Annotated in this window: 19 protein-coding genes; 13 read left to right on the forward strand and 6 right to left on the reverse strand. The window is 65.5% G+C overall.

Going from position 1 to position 22240, the window contains the following annotated elements; genetic code table 11:
* Positions 1-26 precede the first annotated feature (26 nt).
* From ACQY4Y_RS10020 to ACQY4Y_RS10045, 6 genes are all read left to right on the forward strand, one after another.
* Entirely contained in the window at positions 27-389 is a 363-nt protein-coding gene (locus tag ACQY4Y_RS10020) for a hypothetical protein (protein ID WP_428490399.1), read from the forward strand.
* Between the two features lie 60 nt (positions 390-449).
* A complete protein-coding gene (locus ACQY4Y_RS10025; protein WP_428490400.1) occupies positions 450-1400 on the forward strand; it encodes a hypothetical protein in 951 nt (316 codons plus the stop codon).
* A 4-nt stretch (positions 1401-1404) separates the two neighbouring features.
* On the forward strand, positions 1405-1755 hold the full coding sequence (locus ACQY4Y_RS10030) for a copper resistance CopC family protein (protein WP_428490401.1): 351 nt from the start codon (positions 1405-1407) through the stop codon (positions 1753-1755).
* On the forward strand, positions 1756-2913 hold the full coding sequence (locus ACQY4Y_RS10035) for a CopD family protein (RefSeq protein ID WP_428490402.1): 1158 nt from the start codon (positions 1756-1758) through the stop codon (positions 2911-2913).
* Positions 2910-3527 carry an SCO family protein gene (locus ACQY4Y_RS10040; RefSeq protein ID WP_428490403.1) on the forward strand — a complete coding sequence of 206 codons (618 nt, stop codon included), beginning with the start codon at positions 2910-2912 and terminating at the stop codon, positions 3525-3527. The genes ACQY4Y_RS10035 and ACQY4Y_RS10040 overlap by 4 nt, the downstream gene beginning before the upstream one ends.
* A gap of 105 nt (positions 3528-3632) precedes the next feature.
* Positions 3633-4979, forward strand: coding sequence for an ABC transporter substrate-binding protein (locus ACQY4Y_RS10045; protein ID WP_428490404.1), 1347 nt, complete (start codon positions 3633-3635; stop codon positions 4977-4979).
* Between the two features lie 125 nt (positions 4980-5104).
* Here ACQY4Y_RS10045 and ACQY4Y_RS10050 read toward each other — a convergent pair whose 3' ends face one another.
* A complete protein-coding gene (locus tag ACQY4Y_RS10050) occupies positions 5105-5698 on the reverse strand; it encodes a hypothetical protein (protein ID WP_428490405.1) in 594 nt (197 codons plus the stop codon).
* Between the two features lie 257 nt (positions 5699-5955).
* Here ACQY4Y_RS10050 and ACQY4Y_RS10055 point away from each other — a divergent pair, with 257 nt between their 5' ends.
* Positions 5956-7311, forward strand: coding sequence for an MmgE/PrpD family protein (locus ACQY4Y_RS10055; protein ID WP_428490406.1), 1356 nt, complete (start codon positions 5956-5958; stop codon positions 7309-7311).
* A gap of 11 nt (positions 7312-7322) precedes the next feature.
* Here the strand turns inward: ACQY4Y_RS10055 and ACQY4Y_RS10060 are convergent, their stop codons facing one another.
* From ACQY4Y_RS10060 to ACQY4Y_RS10070, 3 genes are all read right to left on the reverse strand, one after another.
* On the reverse strand, positions 7323-8744 hold the full coding sequence (locus ACQY4Y_RS10060; protein WP_428490407.1) for an MFS transporter: 1422 nt from the start codon (positions 8742-8744) through the stop codon (positions 7323-7325).
* A gap of 164 nt (positions 8745-8908) precedes the next feature.
* Positions 8909-9439, reverse strand: coding sequence for a hypothetical protein (locus ACQY4Y_RS10065; RefSeq protein WP_428490408.1), 531 nt, complete (start codon positions 9437-9439; stop codon positions 8909-8911).
* A gap of 241 nt (positions 9440-9680) precedes the next feature.
* Positions 9681-10448, reverse strand: a complete 768-nt coding sequence (locus tag ACQY4Y_RS10070) for an enoyl-CoA hydratase/isomerase family protein (protein WP_428490409.1) — start codon at positions 10446-10448, stop codon at positions 9681-9683.
* 141 nt (positions 10449-10589) lie between these two features.
* Between ACQY4Y_RS10070 and ACQY4Y_RS10075 the strand changes: the two genes are divergently transcribed.
* The 4 genes from ACQY4Y_RS10075 (at position 10590) to ACQY4Y_RS10090 (ending at position 15482) form a co-directional block, all read left to right on the forward strand.
* Entirely contained in the window at positions 10590-11591 is a 1002-nt protein-coding gene (locus ACQY4Y_RS10075; protein ID WP_428490410.1) for an aldo/keto reductase, read from the forward strand.
* Between the two features lie 35 nt (positions 11592-11626).
* Positions 11627-12532 (forward strand): hypothetical protein, encoded by a 906-nt coding sequence (locus ACQY4Y_RS10080; protein ID WP_428490411.1) that lies wholly within the window; start codon positions 11627-11629, stop codon positions 12530-12532.
* A gap of 56 nt (positions 12533-12588) precedes the next feature.
* Positions 12589-14517 (forward strand): AI-2E family transporter, encoded by a 1929-nt coding sequence (locus ACQY4Y_RS10085; protein ID WP_428490412.1) that lies wholly within the window; start codon positions 12589-12591, stop codon positions 14515-14517.
* A gap of 95 nt (positions 14518-14612) precedes the next feature.
* Complete coding sequence (locus ACQY4Y_RS10090; RefSeq protein ID WP_428490413.1) at positions 14613-15482, forward strand: endonuclease/exonuclease/phosphatase family protein; 870 nt, start codon at positions 14613-14615, stop codon at positions 15480-15482.
* Here the strand turns inward: ACQY4Y_RS10090 and ssb are convergent, their stop codons facing one another.
* Together ssb and ACQY4Y_RS10100 are read right to left on the reverse strand one after the other, a co-directional pair.
* Entirely contained in the window at positions 15483-16031 is a 549-nt protein-coding gene (ssb, locus tag ACQY4Y_RS10095) for a single-stranded DNA-binding protein (protein ID WP_428490414.1), read from the reverse strand.
* A gap of 137 nt (positions 16032-16168) precedes the next feature.
* Entirely contained in the window at positions 16169-17674 is a 1506-nt protein-coding gene (locus ACQY4Y_RS10100) for an amidohydrolase family protein (protein WP_428490415.1), read from the reverse strand.
* A gap of 323 nt (positions 17675-17997) precedes the next feature.
* Here ACQY4Y_RS10100 and ACQY4Y_RS10105 point away from each other — a divergent pair, with 323 nt between their 5' ends.
* Positions 17998-18621 (forward strand): Panacea domain-containing protein, encoded by a 624-nt coding sequence (locus ACQY4Y_RS10105; RefSeq protein ID WP_428490771.1) that lies wholly within the window; start codon positions 17998-18000, stop codon positions 18619-18621.
* 755 nt (positions 18622-19376) lie between these two features.
* Entirely contained in the window at positions 19377-22238 is a 2862-nt protein-coding gene (uvrA, locus tag ACQY4Y_RS10110; RefSeq protein WP_428490416.1) for an excinuclease ABC subunit UvrA, read from the forward strand.
* Positions 22239-22240: the final 2 nt, after the last annotated feature.

Here is a 22240-nt window from a genome sequence, read left to right on the forward strand (position 1 = left end):
GCGAACCGGGGTAAGGCGATCCGGAGATGCTGAACCGTCGCTTCCATCCGGTCGGTCTGTTCGTGGTGCTGCTGGCGCTGATGGTTCAGCTTGGCGCCGGTGCCAGCGTGCCGCGGATCGATCCGGTGACCGGCGTGGCCGTGCTGTGCCACGCCGAGCATGGCGGCGGGCGGCCGTCGAAAGCGCCGTTGTATCCCGGCGACTGCCTGGCGTGCTCGTTCTGCGCCGCGCTGAACGGCACCGGTTTGGTGCTGGTTCCGGTCATCGAGCATCCGTTGGCGCCGGCGTTCGTGGTGGTCGGCAGGACCGCGCTGCCGCCGCCGTCGACCGCGCCGCCGATCACCGATCGGGCACCCGGACAGCCAAGGGCGCCGCCGATCCTTTCCTGAGCACAGCCGCCGGTTCGACGCGTTCGAACCGGATCCTTTGTCGCATCAGGAGTTTATCCCATGAGATCGCGTTCCCTGTTAGCCCCGCTTGCGGTCGGGTGTCTGTCCTTGAGCCATCACGCCGACGCGCACGGCTTCGCCGGAGATCATATGTTCATCAGCACGCTGCTGATCGACGACGCCAACGTCGCCGACGAGGCGAGCCTGCCGACCTTCAGCTACCAGCCGCAATCGGCTGATGGCGGCCCGACATCCAACCTGTACGGCGCCGGCTTCGAGTTCGACAAGCGCATTACCGAGAACTTCGGCTTCGCGCTGAACCAGGGCTACAACTGGCTGACGCAGCCCGGGGCGAAGACCGCCAACGGCTGGCAGAACCTGGTCGTTACACTGAAATACAAGCCGTATGTGAACGATCGGCATGAGATCCTGCTGTCGGTCGGCGTGCAACGCGAGATCGCGCGCACCGGTGCCAACGGCAGCAACGGCGCGGTGCTCGGCAACGACGACAGCGGGTCGACCACCCCGACGTTGTATTTCGCCAAGGGCTTTGGCGACATTCCGGTGGGCTGGCTGCGCCCGTTCGCGCTGACCGGGGAGCTTGGCTACCAGATCGCCGACAAGAAGCTGAAGGTCGATCCGGTCGATGACTCGGCGATCAACAACGGCATCTCGAATGGGTGGACCGGCGGGTTATCGCTGCAGTACAGCATCCGTTATTTGTCGGCTGAAGTGAAGGATTATGGGCTGCCGGACTTCGTCAACAAGCTGACGCCGGTGGTGGAGCTGGCGTGGTCATCGCCGGCGAGCAAGCCGAACCAGGACAGCACGCAATATCTGTGGGGCGTCGGGCTGAACTACACCGCCACCACCTATGCCGTCGGGGTCGAGGCACTGGTGCCCGGCAACCGCGAGAGTGGGTCCCATCTGGGTGTCATCGCCCAGTTCCACCTGTATTTCGATGACCTGTTGCCGCACAGCCTGGGCGAACCCATCGTTGACTGGTTCTGATGCCATGAAAACAATCATCATTGCCGCGGCCGCGTGCCTGCTTGGTCAGGCGGCGTGGGCGCATGCATTCCTGGATCATGCCTCGCCTGCCGTCGGGTCGGCGGTCTCGGGGTCGCCGCCGGCGGTCTTGCTGACCTACACCGAACCGGTGGAACCGCTGTTCAGTTCGGTGCAGGTGACCGATGCAGGGGGCGGCCGGGTGGATCAGGGCAAGCCGGTGGCGGAGGACGATGGACGGGTGCTGCGGGTCACGCTGAAGCATCTGGCGCCAGGGGCGTATCGCGTGGAATGGCATGTCACTTCGGTGGATACCCATAAGACCGAGGGGCATTTCAGCTTCACCGTGAAACCCTGAATGATCGGCCTCGCCGCCATCACCACTCTGCTGCGCGGCCTGCACCTTGCCGCCTGCCTTTCATTGCTGGGGGGCGCCGGCTTCATTGCGTGGATGCTGCCAGCCGGGGTGGTCCCAGCGGCTGGGGTGGTGGCGGAGCGGTTGGCGCCGCGGCTGCGGCTGGTGTGCCTGGTCAGCGGCGTCGTGGCGTTGCTGGCCGGGGCGGCATGGTTCGTTCTGGAGGCGGCAGCGATGGCTGGTGCCGATACGCTGGCCGGAGCCATCGACGTGCTGCCGGTGGTCGCGCTGCATACACGTTTTGGCCGGGTGCTGATGGCGCGGCTGGGGCTGTTGCTGGCGGCGGTGGTGCTGGTGGCAGTGCGGCCGGGGACGTTGCTGGCGCCGCGGCCGGGGACGTTGGAGGCGGCGAATGCACCGCGCCAGGGCGCGGCGCGCGGCAGGCTGCATGGCGTCATCATCCTGACCGCCGTGGCGCTGAGCCTCGAGGGCCTGATTGGTCATGCCGGGGCGACGGCGGGGGTGGTGGGCGAAGGGCTGGTGCTGTCCGAGACGCTGCATCTGGTGGCGGCGGGGATCTGGCTTGGAGCGCTGCCATCGTTGTGGTTCAGCCTGCGGGTGCTGGCGCCCCAAGCGGCGGCGGCAGTGTGCGAGCGGTTCTCGCCGATCGGCCTGGGCTGTGTTGTGCTGCTTGCCGGTACTGGGCTGGCGCAAGGGATGCAATTGATCGGCAGCCTGCCGGCGCTATTCGGCACTCGCTATGGCCACATCGCGCTGCTGAAGATCACGCTGTTTCTGGTGGCGCTGATGCTGGCCGCGGTGAACCGGCTTTGGCTGACCGACCGGCTGGCGGCGGATGCGCCGGGCGCTGCCCGGCGTTTGCGGGTGTCGGTGCTGATCGAGACCGGCATCGGCGTGGCGATCGTTGCCGCCGCGGTGTTCATGGCCGCGTCGCCGCCGGCCGATGAAAGCACGCCGGTGTGGCCGTTTGCGCCAGGTCTGATCACGAATCCGGTGCTTTGGCGCTGGGTGGCGGTCGGCGCGGCGCCGGCGCTGCTGGGCGCGGCGTTGCTTTGGCGGCGGTGGCGGCCGGCGGACGACAACCACGGCGGCTGGCATCCGCATGAACCCGATCAGCCATCCGAGCGGAGGATAAAATGAACACGACTCCTGAGCCACGGACGCCGCCGAACCGGATACTGTATGCGACGATGGGTCTCTTGCTGGCGGTGCTGCTGATCGGCGCCGGCGGGTTTTTCTGGCTCAGCGGCAACGGCGCCAACAGTCCGATCTCGATCGGCGGCCCGTTCACGCTGCTGAACGGCAACGGTAAGACGGTCACCGACCGGGATTTTCGCGGCAAGTATATGCTGGTGTATTTCGGCTATACATTCTGTCCCGATGTCTGCCCGACCACAATGAATGCGGTGGCCGATGCGATAGACAAGCTTGGGCCGGAGGCTGGTCGCATCCGGCCGCTGTTCATCTCGGTCGATCCGAAGCGGGACACGCCGGCGGTGGTGAAGCAGTATGCCGCGGCGTTCGGACCTGAATTCATCGGGCTGACCGGGACACCCAAGGAAGTCGCCGCGGCGGCGAAGGAGTATCGGGTGTACTACGCCGACCATCGGACTGGCCCCGGACCGGACAATTACTCGGTGGATCATAGTTCGGTGCTTTACCTGATGGGCCCCGACGGGCGGTTTGTTGCCCCATTGCGAGCCGACCAGTCGGGCGATCAGATCGCCGCCAACTTGAAGCGGCTGATGGGATAGGGCCAAAATCGGACCGAAGCGGGCCGCTTGCGGCGGTTTTGAGTCCCAAACGGACCCGCCTTGCCGTAGAAAGGCAGAACAACCACGCAGTCCTGGGAGTCCATAATGTCGAGATCGAGGATCATTTCACGCCGCGGCGCGGTTAAATTGGCGGCCGCGACGGCCGCGCTGCCGCTGGTGCATATCCGCACCGCCGGAGCCGCCGGGAAACTCAGTATCGGGTTCTGGGACCATTGGGTTCCCGGCGCCAACGACACCATGAGGAAGCAGGTCAAGGCCTGGGCGGACAAGAACAAGGTCGATGTGACCGCCGACTTCATCACCAGCTCGGGCGGCAAGCTGCAATTGACCCCGGCGGCGGAGACCCAGGCCAAGGCCGGCCACGACGTGATGACCTTCATCACCTGGGACGTGCAGAACTACGCCGATTCGCTGGAGCCGGTGGACGACGTGATGGCTCGGCTGATCGCGGCCAACGGCGAGACCAACAAAGTGGTCACCTACCTGGCCAAATCGAAGGGTCATTGGGCGGCGGTGCCGTCGAGCAGCGGCACCCAGACCAAGCCACCGTGCGCGCGGATCAGTTGGTTCAAGAAGAACGGGCTGGACCTGGAGGCGATGTATCCGGCGAAGGACGAGAAGAACGCGCTGCAAGACAAGTGGACCTGGGAGACTTTCCTCAAGTTCGCCGAACTTGCCGCCAAGGATCACATGACCTTCGGGATGGGCATGGGCGGCGGGCTGAACACCGACGCGACGGACACCCATGGCGCGATCTTTGCCGCGTTCGGCGGCACGCTGATCGATGCCGAGGGCAAGTCGCAGTTGAAATCCGACGGCACGCGCGCAGCGATGGAATACGCGCAGCGACTGGTGAAGTTCTATCCCGCCGATGCGGTGAGCTATGACGACGCGTCGAACAACCGGGCGCTGATCTCGGGCAAGTCGGCGCTGATCTTCAATCCGCCCTCGGCCTGGGCGGTCGCCAAGCGCGATGCTCCGACGGTGGCGGCGGATTGCTGGACGTTCCCGGCGCCGGCGGGACCGAAGGGGCGTTTTGTGCCGACTCAGGACTATTTCTGGGGGGTTTACAATTTCAGCTCGAACAAGAGCGCCGGCAAGGATCTGGTGGAGTTCCTGATGAGCCGCGACAATGTGGAGGCGCGCGACGTCACCAGTGACGGCTACGACCTGCCGCCCTATGCCAAGCTGAACGATTTCAAGATCTGGGAACAGGTCGGCCCGCCCGTCGGCACCGTGTATAACTATCCGATACGCTCGGACAGCGGGCAGGATCCGTCGCTGACCGCGATGGAAGCGGCGCCCGAGGTCGCCGTGCAGATCTACAATCGCGGCGTGCACAACCAGATCTTCGCGCGGCTGCGCGAGGGCCAGACGATCCCGCAGGTGGTTTCCTGGGCGCAGGACGAACTGGACGGGTATACGCGCTGAGCTGGGTCAGCCGGGAACCAGGTCAGCCGGGAACCAGGATAGCTTGGTCGGGCCGGCGGCGCCGTTCGAGGCGCCGCAGGCGCCCGGCGATGACCCTGGGGTGGGGCTATCTGGTAGCCAGAGGGCTACCAGCGGCGCCAGCCATGGTGCCAGCCGCCGCCCCAGCCATAGCCCCAGCCGCCACCGATCACCACTGACGGGCCGAAATATCCCGGACCGTAGCCGTAGTATGGAGCGGGGTAGTAACCGGGAGGATAGCCGTTGGCATACCCGGTCGGCGCGCTTTGCACGCTATCGCCCTTGGAATACATGCACTGGGTATAGGCGGTGTCGTAGCGGGCCTGCACGTTGCCGCCGGCCGCCTGGGCATTGTTTGCGCCGATTGCGCTGCCGGCCAGCAGGCCGGTGGCACCCCCGATCGCCGCGCCGGCACCGACCGCGCCGCCAACCGAACCCAGCGCCGCGCCGAGGCCGGCGCCCAGGGCGGTGCCGATCGCGGCGCTGCCGATCGCGCTGCCGTTGGCTGCCTGGGCTGCTGACGCGCCGCCGGTCTGCTGCGTGGCGTAGCCGCGGCAGGTGGCATCATCCTGTTGAAATGCCGCGAACGGTTTGCCCTGTGCCGGCAGTGCCATGACACTGGGTCCCTGGGGTGGTGCCACCGCGCAGGCGCTGACCGCCAGAACCGATAAGATGCCGAGTGCCGAAACCGCGCGTGCCATGTAAGGGTTCCCAAACCGATATCCGAAAACAGCCATACCGAGCGGCCTGAGGGCGATATCTAGATCGTGCTCGGTCGCCGCGATGTAACATAGTGTGAACATATGCCCAAGCAATGTGTGCGCGGCAACTTGGCGTGTTCGTGGCGGGCCGCGGTGGGTTCTGCTGTCGCCGCGCCTGCCGCATGATCGCGGCTTGGGCGGAGGGTTCGAATTCAGCCTGGTGGACACGGGGGATCAGGGCAACGGGGGATCAGGGCATGGGTGAGCAGATCGAGGAATTGGCGCGGTTCGCCGCGCGGACCGGATGGGACGACATCCCGCAAGCGGTTCGCCGGCACGCCAAGCTGGTGGTGCTGGACACGTTGGGGGTGATTCTCGCCGGGACGCAGCGGCCCGAGGTGCGGGCGTTGCGTGAGCGTCTGGAGAGTTCGGCTGGGCAGGGCGCGACGATCTACGGCTTGGGTTGGCCGACGGGCGATGCGCGCAGCGCCGCATTGCTGAACGGGATCGCCGGGCGCTCGATCGAGTTGTGCGAGGGCTTGCGGCTGGCCTCGGGACAGGCGGCGGTTCAGGTGCTGCCGGGTGTGCTGGCGATCGGGGAAGCCCTGGGGTGTTCGGGTAAGCAGATGATGACGGCGTTCGTGCTGGGCTATGACATCGCCGCGCGGCTGTGCGGGGCGCTCACTCCGAGGCCACTGGCGCATCAGAATGGGCAGGCCTGTCTGCTGGGGGCGGTCGCCGCCGGGGCTCGGTTACAGGGTCTCGACGCCGGCGGGATCAGCCGGGCGATGCGGATCGGGGTCACGCTGATGCTGACGCCGAGCTACACCGGCGTGGTGGCGGGCGCGACGGCGCTGAACGTGGCCGGTGGCATGAGCGGCTTTGCCGCTGTGCTGGCGCCCGACCTGGCCGCATCCGGCTTCGAGGCGGAGGCCGGCGCCATCGAGCAGGCGCTTGGGCAACTCGTCGGCGCCGGCTTCGATCCTGACCAGCTGTTGGACGGGCTGGGTTCGACCTGGCAGATCACGCGGAATTACTTTCGGCTGTATGCCTGCTGCAACCCGATCCATCCGGCGCTCGACGCATTGGCGGAGGTGCTTGCCGAACTGCGGCCGGCGGCGGCCGAGATTGATCGGATTGATATCGAGACGTATGGCTTTGCCTCGGTGATGCGCAACGCTGAACCGGCGAACTATTTCGCATCGAAGTATTCGTTGCCGCATGCGGCGGCGGCGATGGTAGTCAGCGGCGGGGCAGGGCATGGGTCGTTGGGCGATGCGGCGCTGAACGATGCGGCGATCAGGGCGCTGCGTGGGCGGGTGCGGATCAGCGAGGATTCGGCGATGACCGCGCGCCTGCCGGGCTCGAAGCCTGCGCGGGTTGGTGTGACGCTGACCGATGGGCGGTGTGCGACGCGGGCGGTGGAGAGCCACCGGGGCGATTTCAACCAGCCGTTTGAGGAGTCAGAGGTCCGCGCCAAATTCCGCGAGCTGGCCGGCGAGGTGCTGACCCCGGAGGGTGCCCGCGCGGTGGAGGCGGCGGTTGACGGTTGCGACCAGTGGGACAGCGTCGCCGAGTTGGTGGCGTTGCTGCGTCTGCATGGCCGAGGATGACGCGGATTGGTTCAGTGCGAGATCTTTTCCAGTTCCAGGTTAGCGGTGCGCGGGCCGAAGATGCCGATCGAGAGCACCACCATCAGCATGGCGAAGGCGATCAGGCCGAATACGCCGGTGGTGCCGTTGAAGTGGGCGAAGAAGAAACCGATGATGAAACTGGCGAACACCGTGCTGATGCGGCTGAAGGCGTAGGTGAAGCCGACCGCTCGGGCGCGCACCCGGGTGGGGAACAGCTCGCTCTGGTAGCTGTGGAATGAGTACGACAGGATGTTGTTGGACAGCGTGATCAGCACGCCGAACAGGATCAGCAGGGCCATGGTGGATTGTTGCGAGAACAAGACGCCGAACACCGCGATGCAGATCGCGGCGCCGACCAACTGCCACTTGCGCTCGACCTTGTCGGCGAAGGTCATAGCCAGCAGCGGGCCGAACGGGTTGGCGATGGCGATGATGAAGGCGTATTGCAGGCTGCCGGCGAGGTTGATGCCGATCTGCTTGGCGATCAGGGTCGGCACCCAGGCGGCGAAGCCGTAGAAGCCGAAGGTCTGGAAGAACTGGAACACCATCAGCATGATGGTCCGGCTGCGATAGGGCGGCCGCCAGATCTCGCTGAAGGCGCCGCGGGCGGACAGGTCCTCGACGTCATGGGCGGCGGGTTGTGCCAGCGCCTCGCCGCCGCGGTCGGCGACCACCTTGGCCTCGATCCGGGTGGTGATGATCTCGGCCTCGTGCAGGCGGCCATGGGTCAATAGCCAGCGCGGGCTTTCCGGGATGGCGCGGCGCAGGAACCAGACGAACAACGCGCCGACGGCGCCGATCGCCACCACCCAGCGCCAGCCGTCCCAGCCCAGCGGTTTTAGCGGCACCAGGATGTAGGCGAGCAGGGCGACCACCGGCACCACGGTGAACGTTACGCACTGGTTGAACGCGAAGGCGCGGCCGCGCATGTGCTTGGGCACCAGTTCGGCGACGTAGGTGTCGATGGTGACCAGTTCGACGCCGATGCCGATGCCGGCGATCATGCGCCATAGGCAGACGCCCCATCCGGTGTGCTGGAACGCCATCACCAGCGTGGCGGCGCAGTAGGCCAGCATGGAGAAGGTGAAGATCGCGCGGCGGCCGTATTTGTCGGCGACGAAGCCAAACACGAAGGTGCCGATGAACAGGCCGAAGAAGGTCGAGGCGACGAACAGCGCCGGGCCGGAGAAAATGCCGAACGCAATCCCGGTCAGCATGCCGGATTTGACCAGGCCCGGGATGATGTAGCCGGTCATGAACAGGTCATAGAATTCAAACATGCCGCCCAGCGACAGCAGCGCGACCATCACCCAGATGTGGCGGGTGGCTGGCAGCCGGTCGAGGCGCGCCAGGATGGCGGACGCGGTTTGAGCCTCGGCGCCGAATGGCGCCGTGCCTGTGGTGGTTGACATGATTTCCTCCGCGGGCGGTGCCGCTCTTCGTTTCAGCGTCGACGGTCGCGTCGAGGGTTTTGTGACGGGCTTGCCTTGCGGGCAATCGGCCGGCTGTGTCGCACCGGCTGGGTCGCAATAGTGGGAAACAGTGCCGGTGGGAAGATCGGTTGTTTGAGAAGACCTCAGTCGCAGATCGGCTTCGATTTGCCGTCGCCATAGCCGGCGCCGCCGCGATTGGGGGGGCATTGCAGGGTGACGTCGATCACCAGGCCGGGGGGTGATCCGGGCGGCGCGGTCTGGGGCATCGGCGCCGGCTGCAGCGTGGAGCCGAGACCGTTGAGCTGGAGGTACTGCGCCATGTTGCGGACCCGGAGGTCGCGCTGGTAGGCGGGCAGGGCGGAGGTATCGGCGAGTTGGATACGCATCAGGCTGGGATCGAGCAGGCCTTCTATGACGCTGGCGCGGACGTCGCGCCGTTGGTCGTCCAGTGCCTGTTCATCGACCGGGAACGAGGACGGACCCAGCAGGGTGACCCGCGCGCCATCGGGGATCGGCTGCAGGGCGGCGTTGCCGGATGCGATATCGGAGGCCAGCCGTTGTTGCAGCCGATCGTCGAGGCGGCGCACGGTGTGCGCCTGGCCGAACCAGCCGCAGGCGGAGAGCAGCAGAGGCAGTACGAGCAAAGCGGCGCGGCGCGGTGCGTGAAGGTGCATGGTAAAAACGATCTCCCGCCTACGATTGGCCCCCACGACGTCCGACGGGCCCGATACGAAGGGCGATCGAACTGTATGGGTTCGGTGCCGGCGAAGCAAGCGGCCGCAGGCTTCACGATTTGTCAAGCCCGGCGCCAGGCTGGCGCGTGGTCGCACGGAGTGGAACGTTCAAGGCGCGTGAATCATGCGACAAAACGAAGCGCCAGACCATTTTCGGCATGCCCAGTCAGGCCGAAATGGTCTAGCCGCGGCCCTTGCGGGCGATGAAGTCGGGAAAGGCGTCCTCGGCCCGGGCGCCGCGCATGACGTGTGTTGTGTAGGCCTTCTCGGCGGCCCACTGCGCCTCCAGGTCTTCACCCAGTTGTTGCAGCAGCAACGACTTGATGCCGGTGACCGCGCCGGTGTGGTTTTTCGCGATCATGTTGGCCAGCCACATGGTCTTTTCGCGCAACTGGGCGCGCGGCACGAGGTGGTTCAGCAGGCCGATGCGGTAGGCTTCCTCCGCCTCGACCACGCGGGCGCTGAACAGCAGTTCCTTGGCGATCGGCCAGCCGACCTGGTTGGGCAGGGTCCAGGTGCTGTTGATCCGCCCATAGGCGGCCGCGAGGAAGCGGAATTTGGTGTTTTCGCAACCCACGCGCATGTCGAGCGAGGACGACAGCACCGCGGCGCCGCCGTAGGCCAGCCCGTTCATCATGCCGATGGTCGGCTTGCGGCTGGCGCTGATTTCGTAGCCGCGGCGCGGGTCGGTCATGGCGTCGAGCTGTTCGGGGCTGTGGCGGCGATCGTCCTCGCGCTGTTCATGGATGTCGCCGCCGGCGGAGAACGCGCGATCGCCCGCCCCGGTGATGACGATGCAGCCGATGGCGTCGTCGGCGTCGAGCGCCTTCACCGCGTCGGCCAGCTCGTTCGACAGCTTGCGGTTCATCGCGTTCAGCACGTCGGGCCGGTTGAGGGTGACGATGCCGACGCCGTCCTGCCGGTCGAGCAGGATGTGTTCATAGGTCATGACGCGGTCCTCCTGAAGCGAAGCGTGGCACAGGGGGCGAGGCGCGTCGACCGGGTGTCGCGGCCTTGGTCGCGCGGCCTCGGTTGCGCGGTGGGGCGAACCGCTTCAGTGTTTGGCTGTCAGTAAAAGGAGCCTTCCGCGATGTGGGAACAGCGTCAGGTCGGGAGGACCAAGCTGCGGGTCACCGCGTTGGGTCTTGGCACCGCGACGATGGGCGGCAGCCGCATACCAATCACCCAGGAGCAGGGCCAGGCGATCGTCACCGCCGCCTGGGACGCCGGGGTGCGCTATGTCGATACCGCTCCGTTCTATGGTGTCGGGGCTGCCGAACATCGGGTGGGCGATGCGTTGCGGGGGAAGCAGCGGGACGAGTGGGTGCTGTCCACCAAGGTGGGCAGATTGTTGCGGCCAAAGACCGATAATGCGGCCTCGGCGGACGGGCGGCTTTCGCCGATGCCGTTCAATGTTGTCTATGACTACGGCTATGACGGCATCATGCGGTCGGTGGAGGACAGCTATCAGCGGCTTGGACTGGCGCGGATCGACATTCTTTATGTGCACGACATCGGGGTCTATCAGCACGGGCCGGAGCTGAACGCGCGCTATCTGAAACAACTGCGCGACAGCGGCTACAAGGCGCTGCGGCAGCTCCGCGACAGCGGCGTGGTCAGCGCGATCGGCATCGGGGTGAACGAGAAGGCGGTGCTGATCGAGGCGCTGGGGTTCGGCGAGTGGGACGCTTTCCTGCTCGCTGGGCGCTATACGCTGCTGGAGCAGGCGCCGCTGGATGATCTGATCCCGATGTGCCAGTCGCGCGGCACGTCGCTGGTGATCGGCGGTCCGTTGAACTCGGGCATCCTGGCCGGGCGGGATACCTGGAACTACGACACCGCGCCGCCCGAGATCGTGGATCGGGTGCGCAAGATCGAGGCGGTGTGCCGCGCGCATGGCGTGCCGTTGCCGGCCGCGGCGCTGCAATTCCCGCTGGCCCATCCGATGGTGGCGGCGGTGATTCCGGGGCCTCGGGACGCGGCGGAGTTTGAGGCAAACCTGCCGCTGTTCACGATGAAGATTCCGCCGGGGCTGTGGTCGGATTTGCGCAGCGAGGGGCTGCTGCATCCGAATGCGCCGGTGCCGGATTGATGTGATGGTTGCGAGGGCGTGACGGGGTAGCCGCGATGCCGATCTATCAGACCGATCCCTGGCGGGTGCAGTTCTTCGAGCATGTCGATTGCCCGGACGAGGTGATCATTCCGACCAAGGATTGGGAGGCGTGGACGCTGTATCCGCGCCACCGCTGGATTTATGACAAGCTGGCGGTGGCGTTGTCGCAGGGTCTGGAGGGGGCGCCGCATGGGGTGATCCCGCCGCGGTTCCCGGTGTTTTCGAAGCCGATAATGAACCTGCGCAGCATGGGCGCGGGCAGCCTGGCGATCGCCGACCTGGGCAGCTACCAGGCGGCGCTGAATCCGGGGCATTTCTGGTCTACCTTGCTGACCGGGGCGCATGTCAGCACCGATGCCGCGATCGTCGATGGACGCGCGGTGTGGTGGCGCCATGCCACCGGGGCCACCGCGCCTGGTGGCACCTTCGATTACTGGCACATCCACGCCGAGGCGATGCCTGAGATCGAGGACTGGTGCGGCGCCTGGGCGCTGCGGCACCTGGCCGGCTATACCGGGATGGTCAATTTTGAAACCATCGGCAGCCGCATCATCGAGGCGCATCTGCGCTTCGCCGACCAGTGGCCCGATCTGTATGGGCCGGGATGGGTCGAGGCGCTGGTGCGGCTGTACGCGAGCGGGGAGTGGGCGTTCGACGACCAGGGGCGGACCGATGGCTACAGTGTGGTGCTGTTCGGGCCGCACGGGCCAGCCTACCGCCATCCTCCGTCAGAGGCGGTGGCTCGGGCGCGGGCGATCCGCGGCGTTTCCAGCGTGCAGATTTCGTTTCATCAGGACCGCGATCCGGCGCGGCATTCGATGCCTCCGGGCGGTTTCCGGCTGGCGGTGATCAACGCGACGGCGCTGGATGCCGGACGGCGGGCGCGGGCGATAATTGAACCGATCTTTTTGACAATGTGATTGGAAAGCCGCGGCTGGCGTGGCATCTACGGCTGATCATGTATGAGGCGGAACGTATGGCCGACGGCAGCGGGCCAGCCGAGCGGCGGCCGGCGGTGGTGACGGCGGCGGAAACGCCGGGGCTCAGCGGATTGCTGACGCTGGCGGTGGCGGTGGTGGTAGTGGCCGGTTTGTATCTGGGCCGCACCGTGCTGATCCCGATCACGCTGGCGGTTCTGTTGTCTTTTCTGTTGGCGCCGATCGTCAATCTGCTGCGCCGCATTCACCTGGGTCGGGTGCTGTCGGTGGTCGTCGCGGTGCTGCTGGCATTGACCGTGATCCTGGCGTTGGGCGGGCTGATCGGCATCCAGATCGCCGGTCTTGCCCAGGATGTGCCGAAATACGCCAGCACGATCCGGACCAAGGTCGATACGGTCCAGGGGTATGCGACGAGCCGGTTGAATCGGGTGATGCGCGGCCTGGGTCAGCCGGTCGAGGCACGGAGCCAGGCGCCCGCGAAAACGCCTGGTGCCGGCGGTCAGCAGAAGCCGATGCAGGTAGAGGTCCAGCAGCCGGAACCGACCCCGGTGGAGATCGCCGAACGGGTGATCGCGCCGATCGTCGATCCGTTGTCGACCACCGCCATCGTGGTCATCGTGGCGGTTTTCGTGCTGCTGCAGCGGGAGGATCTGCGCGACCGGCTGATCCGGCTGTTCGGATCGTCGGACCTGCACCGCACCACCGCGGCGATGAATGATGCGGCCAGGCGATTGTCGCGTTATTTCCTGACCCAGCTTGGCATCAACGCCGCGTTCGGGGTCATCACCGGGACCGGATTGTTGCTGATCGGGGTGCCGTCTCCGCTGTTGTGGGGGATCATCGGGCTACTGTTGCGGTTCGTGCCCTATATCGGGGCTCCGTTGGCCGCGGTGCTGCCGCTGGCGCTGGCCGCCGCGGTCAGCCCGGGTTGGTCGATGGTGGCCTGGACGGCTGGGCTGTATGTGGTCACCGAGGCGGTCATGGGCCAGGTGGTGGAGCCTTTGCTGTATGGCCACAGCACGGGGCTGTCGCCGTTCTCGGTGGTGGTGTCGGCGACGTTCTGGACGTGGCTGTGGGGGCCTATCGGGCTGATCCTGTCCACGCCGTTGACGCTGTGCCTGGTGGTGCTGGGCCGGCATGTCGAGCGGCTGGAGTTCCTGGATGTGATCCTGGGGGACCGGCCGGCGTTGACCCCGGTGGAGAGTTTTTACCAGCGCATGCTGGCCGGAGACCCGGACGAGGCGCGCGACCAGGCCGAGGTGCTGCTGCGAGAGCGGCCGCTGTCGTCGTACTACGACGAGGTCGCGCTGAAGGGGCTGCAACTCGCCGCCAACGATGCCGCGCGTGGGGTGCTGACCGAGGTGCAACTGCAGAAGATCACGAGTTCGATGCAGGAACTGATCGACGATCTGGACGAGCACGACGACAAGGAACCCGATGCCAAGGAGTCGCTTGAGGGTGCCTCGGCGACGCTGTCGCGCAGCGAGCAGGACCTGCCCAGGCATCCGCCTCCGGGCAAGGTCGCCGAGGACGCGCTGGCGCCGGAATGGCGCGGCAGGGCGCCGGTGCTGTGCATCGCCGGGCGCGGGGTGCTGGACGAGGCGGCGGCCAGCATGCTGTCGCAGTTGCTGCACAAAAGTGGGTTGAAGGCACGCGTGATGCCGCACGAAGCGGCGTCGCGTTTGAGCATCGGCAGCCTGGATGGGGAGGGGGTTTCGATGGTTTGCCTGTGCTACCTGGACCTCGACGGCACGCCGTCGCATTTGCGCTATATGCTGCGGCGGCTGCGTCAGCGGCTGCCGGCGGCCAAGCTTCTGGTTGGGCTGTGGCCGGCGGAGCAGGCGATCCTGACCGATGATCGGCTGCGCGCGGCGGTGGGGGCGGATGTCTATACCAGTTCGCTGCGGGAGGCGGTGGAGGCGTGTCTTGAAGCCGCGCGAACGGAGGTGCACCCGATCGCGGCTTAGAGGCCGGAGCGGCGTTAACCCCTTTGGTCGGCGGTTGTGCAATGGTGCCGCTGGCGGGCGCACCCAGGCGATCCTTGCCGCGGAGCGGAATGGTCGTGAAATCTGTGCTGATGCTGCTTGTCTTGCTGCTGCCGCTGCGCGCGGTTGCCGCCGAACTGAAGATCGCGACCTGGAACCTGGATTGGTTGACCACGCGAGCGGCCGGCGATCATAGCCTGCCAAGCGACGTGACGCCTCGGTCTGATGCGGATTTCGACCGCCTTGCGCAGTATGCGCAGAAGCTGGACGCCGACCTGATCGCGATCGAGGAGGTGGATGGGTTTCGTGCCGCGTCGAAGGTGTTTCCGCACGACCGTTACTCGATCCATATGACCCACGACCATGTGGTGCAGCGGGTCGGGATCGTGGTTCGGCGGGGGTTGAAATACGATGTCAATCCGGACGTGGCCGAGTTGGGTGAGCACCATCTGCGTAGCGGGGCCGATATCACGCTGCACCTTGGCGGTTTCGATCTGCGGGTGCTGGCGGTGCATCTGAAGAAGGGCTGTCGCGATATCCCGCTGACCAAGGCGACGGGCCACGCCTGCGAGGAGCTTCGCGATCAGGTGCCGGTGCTGGCCGACTGGATTACCGCTCGGCGGGAAGACGGGGTGCCGTTCCTGGTGCTTGGCGATTTCAACCGCTGGATGGACAGCCGGGATACGATGCTGGCGGATCTGCGGCAGGCCGCGCCGCTGGTCCGAGCGACCGAGGGGCAAAGCTCGCCGTGCTGGGGCGGGGAGAACTTCATCGATCACATCCTGGCTGGCGGCGCGGCGGCGCAGTGGATGCGCCCCAATACGCTGCAGGTGCTGACATACAGCGAGACCGACCGGGCGATGAAGGATCGGTTGAGCGATCATTGCCCGGTGTCGGTGCGGCTGGCGGTGCCGGAGGCGAGCGGGGTTAGCGCTGGCGGCGGGTGATCAGAAGGGGATTTCGTCGTCCAGGTCGCCGCCTTTCGGGGCGTCCCATGACGGAGTGCCGGTGCCGCGCGCGGGTCCGCCGGCGGCGCGAGCGGCGCTGGCGGGGGCGCGCTCACGCGGGGCGTATCCGCCGCCGGGTGACCCACTGGATGACCCGCTGTCGGATCCGCCGTAGCCGCTGCCCTCACTGCCTCCGGAGCGACCGTCCAGCATGGTGAGCTGGCCGTTGAAGCGGCCGATCACCACTTCGGTGGTGTAGCGCTCCTGGCCCTGCTGATCGGTCCATTTGCGGGTCTGCAGCGAGCCCTCGACGTAGATTTTGGCGCCCTTTTTCAGGAACCGTTCGGCTACGTCGGCGACGCGGTCGTTGAAGATGACCACGCGATGCCACTCGGTGCGTTCCTTGCGTTCGCCGGAGGCGCGGTCGTTCCAGGTCTCGCTGGTCGCCAGCGTGAGGTTGACGATCTTGCTGCCGTCCTGGGTGGAGCGGACTTCGGGGTCCTTGCCCATGTTGCCCACCAGAATCACCTTGTTCACCGAACCTGCCATCGACCCAATCCTTTCCGAGACTCCGAACTTTAGCGCAAACCGCAGTGTCCGGCCACAATCTTAAGATTTGACTGACGGGCTTAAGATTTTGCTGGCGGGCCTCGGGAATCATGGCGGCGCGGTGGTGGGCGGACGGGTCAGGGGCCGACCGGTTCGGCGGCCAGCTTGCGGGGCAGGTCGTGGGCGCAGCGGCCGAGGCCCACGCAGAAATGGCTGACCACGGGTGCCAGGCGGTCGGCCGTGTGGCGGGTGCCGGCATTGACCCGGGACAGGCGTGCAGCGGCATCGCGCGCCTGGCCGGCGATGCGGGGCCAATCCAGGTCGGGCAGCCTGCCATCGCGCAGCACGAAGCGGCCGCCGACCATGACGTCGCGAACCGCGGCGCCGTCCTCGCCGTTGACCAATTGCTGGATGGCGTCGTTCAGCGGGACGAGGTTGACGTGATCGAGGTCGAGGAACACCAGGTCGGCCTTGTAACCGGCGGCGATCCGCCCGATGCGGTCAGCCATGCCGAGCACCTGGGCGCTGCCCTCGGTTGCCAGCTTCAGGGCTTCGGCGGCGCCGATCCAGTCTTGCGGAGGACGGTCGAAAACCCGTGATACGAAGGCGGCCAGCCGGGTTGCCTCGAACATGTTCTGGTTGTCGGAGGACGACGAGCCGTCGGTGCCGACGCCGACCGTCACCCCGCCGGCAATGGCGCGGCGGATGTCGGAGATGCCGTTGCCCAGCCGCAGGTTGGACCCGGGGTTGTGCGCCACCGCGCCACCGTGCCGGGCGAGCAGCTCGATTTCGGCATCGTCGATCCAGATCGCGTGGGCGGCACTGAAGCCGGGACCCAGCAGGCGCATGCGATGCAGGTGCGCGGTCAGGGTCGTGCCGTATCGTTTCAGCGCGGCGGCGCGCTGAGAGGCTGATTCCGCCAGATGGGTCTGCACCGGCAGGCCGAACTCGGCGGCGAGGTCGCGGCAGCCGGCGAGGAATTCGTCGGAACAGTGCAGCGGGATGGTGGGGGCGATCCCCAGGCGGATGCGATCGGCGGGATGGGTCCAGGTGCGGGCGGCTTCGCGGATCGGCGCCAGGGTCGCGTCCGGCGAGGCGGCGCGCATGGCCTCGGCGAGCGATCGCAGTTGGGCGGGAAAAGCGTCCAGCAGCCCCGGGATCGCCTGGTAGAACGTGCGGTCGGCGATCATCGGAGAGATCACCGCGCGCATCCCGACATCGGCGTAGGCCTGGGCCACGTCGTTTATGGCCTCGACGCTTGGCACGGGCAGCATTGCCGAGAGGTCGTAGCAGGCGGTGCAGCCCTTGCGGATCATCTCCACCGCCGAGACCACGGTGGAGAGATAGCGGTCCTGGCCGGTGCGGGCGCCGTTGATCCAGGGCCCGGCGTTGAGCAGCAGGTCCAGCGACCAGCGGTCGCCGAGGCCTTTGGCCAGGCCGCCATGGCCGTGGGTGTGGGCGTTGACCAGACCGGGGATGATCAGCCGTCCGGTGGCGTCGATCTGCCGGGGAGACTGGGCGGTTCCGGCTGGTTCGATGGCGTCGATGCTGTCGCCCGAGACGATGATGTCGGCGGGGCGGGCGGCGGTGTCGCCGTGGGCGAGCACCAGGGCGCCGTGGATGACTGTGCGATCGTTGGGCATCGGGCGGGGCTCCGGTGGTGGTCGGATTGCAGCCTACGCGACGGGGTGAACAGTTCAACGCCTTGGAGCGTGGGAGGCGAAGTTCAGGCCGGAGGACGAATTCCTGACGGCATGCAGGTCCGGCCTGCGGCGGCCCTGGGTCCTGGCGGTAATGACCGCTGAATTCTGTTTCCGGAATGATCCACAAGTAAGGCTGCCGTTTTATGGTGCCCCATTGCCTTTCTGGGAGGCCTCGCATATTACCACTTGACAATCACTTGGATTGGAGTCCTGCAACTCAGGCGTCCGAGTCGGACGCTCTGTCTGGAAGGTATGTGGTCTTGATGGATGGTATTGGGGACGTGGGTACGCCGCGCGTGGGAAACGATGCACCACGTGTAACTCTGAGACCAAATGTTGCTAAAACATTAGCGGCCATTGCGTGTCTGATCGCGAAAGCCGGCAAAGAAAAGCGTCAATTGACTCAATATGATATTCTCAAGATGCTGTTTCTTGCTGACAAGGCTCACTTTAATATTTACGGGAGACCAATAACATTTGACAATTACTTTGCCATGAAAGAAGGGCCGGTTCCAAGTTTGGCATATGACCTATTGAAACAGAGCCAGGCCACAATGAAGCGCATGCATTTGCGGAAACTTCCTTGGCGAAGAACGAAAAACCCGGAAACCGGCACGGGTAGGTATTTTTATTTTGATGCTGACTATTCGGAGTTGGAAGCTTCGCTCTCGGAAAGCGACCAGGAATCGTTGGCGAATTCGTTTATCGCTATTAGTTCACTTACTTTTTCCCAAGTCAAACGATTGCTGCATGCTGATCCAGCCTATCTTGAAGCCTGGCAGCCAGACGGCCCCAAAAAAGCGTTCAAAATGAGCTTTGGGATGCTACTGGACTCCCCTGATCATGAACAGGCGCAGGCAGTCGAGTTCATGTCTAAGCACTCGTGACATTCTCGACCGGCGAGATATATGAGTTCCACTCAGCTCAGGCCGGTTATCCGAAATACCATTTGTGCGTTAGACCGCTGTCTTCAGAAAGTAGCGCGTGTTTCCTCTTCCTGAACTCCAATCCAGGATTTAAGGACTGCTTCGTTTTAACTGATGGTGAAATCCCAGGCCTTCGGCATTCTCCAACGGGTTTCAGCGTCATAAGTTGCTCTCACGTGGTCAGGGCCAACGATCATCAGTTGCGCATTTTTTCCGCCAAACACATCACGAGACTGCCGCCGGAGATAGCCCGGCGCCTGGAAGAATTTCTCCGTAGTGTTAGGTCTCTTACGCAAGAGGAGAAGCGGATGGTTCTTGCGGCTCTAGCCCAAATATGACCGTAGCCTTATTGGTTCACCCGGTAGTAGCATCCGTCGGTCTGGCTAACCGCCTCCCCGGTTAGCGGAGGGGCCCGAACACGACCTGCCCTGGCGTTATGGTTTTCTAGGCTAGCCCGGCTCACCCCAGATAACGCCGGGATCGCAGGTGATTTGCCAAGTCAGGAATCGCCAACGAAGCCTAGCGCTTGGTGTTCCTTGGCCTGCCAGCCTCGCATAGTCCGACGGACTTCTGGGGCGCGACCCTAGCCCGATGCGTGATCCATGCCACATAAGGTATTATCCTTTCAACCTGAGCCGGAGCGTGGCATACCGGGAACATCCGCAGAACACCGGGCGCAGCCTTCCGAGGATCGATCGTTGAGGACAACAGGATTTATGGCCGGCTCCATCCACGTGCGCGGCGCGCGTGAACATAATCTGAAGAACGTCGATGTGGTGATCCCGCGCGACTCGCTGACGGTGATCACCGGTTTGTCCGGGTCGGGCAAGTCATCATTGGCGTTCGACACGATCTATGCCGAGGGGCAGCGGCGCTATGTCGAGTCGCTGTCGGCCTACGCGCGGCAGTTCCTGGAGCTGATGGGCAAGCCCGATGTCGACAGCATCGACGGGCTGTCACCGGCGATTTCGATCGAGCAGAAGACGACGTCGAAAAACCCGCGCTCCACGGTCGGCACGGTGACCGAGATCCACGACTATATGCGCCTGCTCTGGGCGCGGGTTGGGGTGCCGTATTCACCGGCGACCGGGCTGCCGATCGAGGCGCAGACAGTTTCGCAGATGGTGGACCGGGTCACGGCGATGGCCGAGGGCACGCGTCTGCTGCTGTTGGCCCCGGTGGTACGCGACCGCAAGGGCGAGTATCGCAAAGAACTCGCCGAACTGCAGCGGCGCGGCTTTACCCGGGTGAAGGTGGACGGCACGCTGCACGAGATCGCCGAAGTGCCGGCGCTGAACCGCAAGACCAAGCACGACATCGAGGCGGTGGTGGACCGCCTGGTGGTGCGCGAGGGCATCGCGTCGCGGCTGGCCGACAGTTTCGAGACCGCGTTGGCGATGTCGGACGGGATCGTGCATGCGGAAAACCCGGATTCGGGGGAGCGCACGGTTTTTTCCTCGCGCTTTGCCTGTCCGGTGAGCGGTTTTACCATCGAGGAGATCGAGCCGCGGCTGTTCAGCTTCAATTCTCCGCACGGCGCCTGCCCGGCCTGCGACGGGCTGGGGGTCGAGAGCTTTTTCGACCCCGAACTGGTGGTCCCTGATGACCGAGCCGGGTTGGCCGATGGGGCGATCGTGCCGTGGGCCGGGTCGCAGTCCCCGTACTACGACCAGACGCTGCAGAGCATCGCGCGACACTACAAGCAGACCACCAAGACGCCCTGGCACGACCTGCCGGCGGAGGTCCGGCAGGCCATCCTGTTCGGCACCGGGGATGCGCCGATCGCGTTCACCTACAAGGACGGCGTGCGCAGCTACACCGTGACCAAGCCGTTCGAGGGCGTGTTGCGCAACCTGCAGCGCCGCTGGCAGGAGACCGACAGCGTCTGGGTGCGCGAGGAAATGGCCCGCTACCAGGCGGAGAAACCCTGCGTGGTGTGCAATGGGGCTCGGCTGAAGCCGGAGGCGCTGTCGGTCCGGGTCGCCGGCAAGAACATCGCCGAGGCGTCGGACCTGTCGATCCGCTCGGCGTTGGAGTGGTTCGCCGTTGTGCTGCCGCAACTGACCGCGCAGCGGCAGGAGATCGCCGGGCGGATCTTGCGTGAGATCGTCGACCGGCTGCGGTTCCTGGTCGATGTCGGACTGGATTACCTGACTTTGTCGCGTGGGTCGGCGACGTTGTCGGGCGGTGAATCGCAGCGGATCCGGTTGGCCAGTCAGATCGGGTCGGGTCTGACCGGGGTGTTGTACGTGTTGGACGAACCCTCGATCGGGCTGCATCAGCGCGACAATGAACGGTTGTTGGGGACGTTGCGGCGACTGCGCGACCTGGGCAACACCGTGCTGGTGGTGGAGCATGACGAGGACGCGATCCGAGCGGCTGACCATCTGATCGACATGGGGCCGGCGGCGGGGATCAACGGTGGGCATGTCATTGCCGAGGGCACGCCCGCTCAGGTCTCGGCCAATCCGAAGTCATTGACCGGGGACTACCTGTCCGGCCGGCGCCAGATCGCGGTGCCGGCCATGCGGCGCCCGATGCAGCGCGATCGGGTGCTGCGGGTCATCGGCGCGCGCGGCAACAATCTGAAGGCGATAACCGCGAATTTTCCGCTGGGCACATTCACTTGCGTCACCGGCGTGTCCGGCGGCGGCAAATCCACGCTGGTGGTCGATACGCTCTACAAGTCCGCCGCCCGCCGACTGATGAGCGCCGGCCTGGTGCCGTCAGCGCACGACCGGATCGAGGGGCTGGACCTGCTCGACAAGATCATCGACATCGACCAGTCGCCGATCGGGCGGACGCCGCGGTCGAACCCGGCGACCTACACCGATCTGTTCGCGCCGATCCGCGACTGGTTCGCCGAACTGCCGGAGGCCCGGGCGCGAGGCTATAAGCCGGGGCGCTTCAGCTTCAACGTCAAGGGTGGCCGCTGCGAGGCGTGTCAAGGCGATGGGTTGCTAAAGATCGAGATGCACTTTCTGCCTGACGTTTACGTCACCTGCGACACCTGCAAAGGCAGGCGTTACAATCGCGAAACATTGGAGATAAAATTCCGCGACAAGTCGATCGCCGAGGTGCTGGCGATGACGGTGGACGAAGCGGTGCCGTATTTCAGCGCCCAGCCGCGCATCCATGACCGGTTGAAAATCCTGCAGCAGGTTGGGCTGGGCTATATCGCCCTGGGTCAGCAAGCCACCACGTTGTCGGGCGGCGAGGCGCAGCGCATCAAGCTGTCCAAGGAACTGGCCCGGCGCGCGACCGGACGGACGCTCTATATCCTGGACGAACCCACCACCGGCCTGCATTTCGAGGATGTCCGCAAGCTGCTGGAGGTGCTGCATGCCCTGGTCGACCAGGGCAACACCGTCGTCGTCATCGAGCACAACCTGGAGGTCATCAAGACCGCGGACTGGATCCTTGACCTTGGACCCGAAGGCGGCGACGGCGGCGGCCGGATCGTGGCGGAAGGAACCCCCGAGGACATCGTCGCCAATCCTGACAGCTATACCGGCCGCTTCCTGGCGCCTCTGCTGCCGGTGGTGGAAACGCCCAAGAGGACAAGGCGGCGGGCGTAACG

The sequence above is a fragment of the Rhodopila sp. genome (genome assembly GCF_965277165.1).
Lineage (GTDB): Bacteria > Pseudomonadota > Alphaproteobacteria > Acetobacterales > Acetobacteraceae > Rhodopila.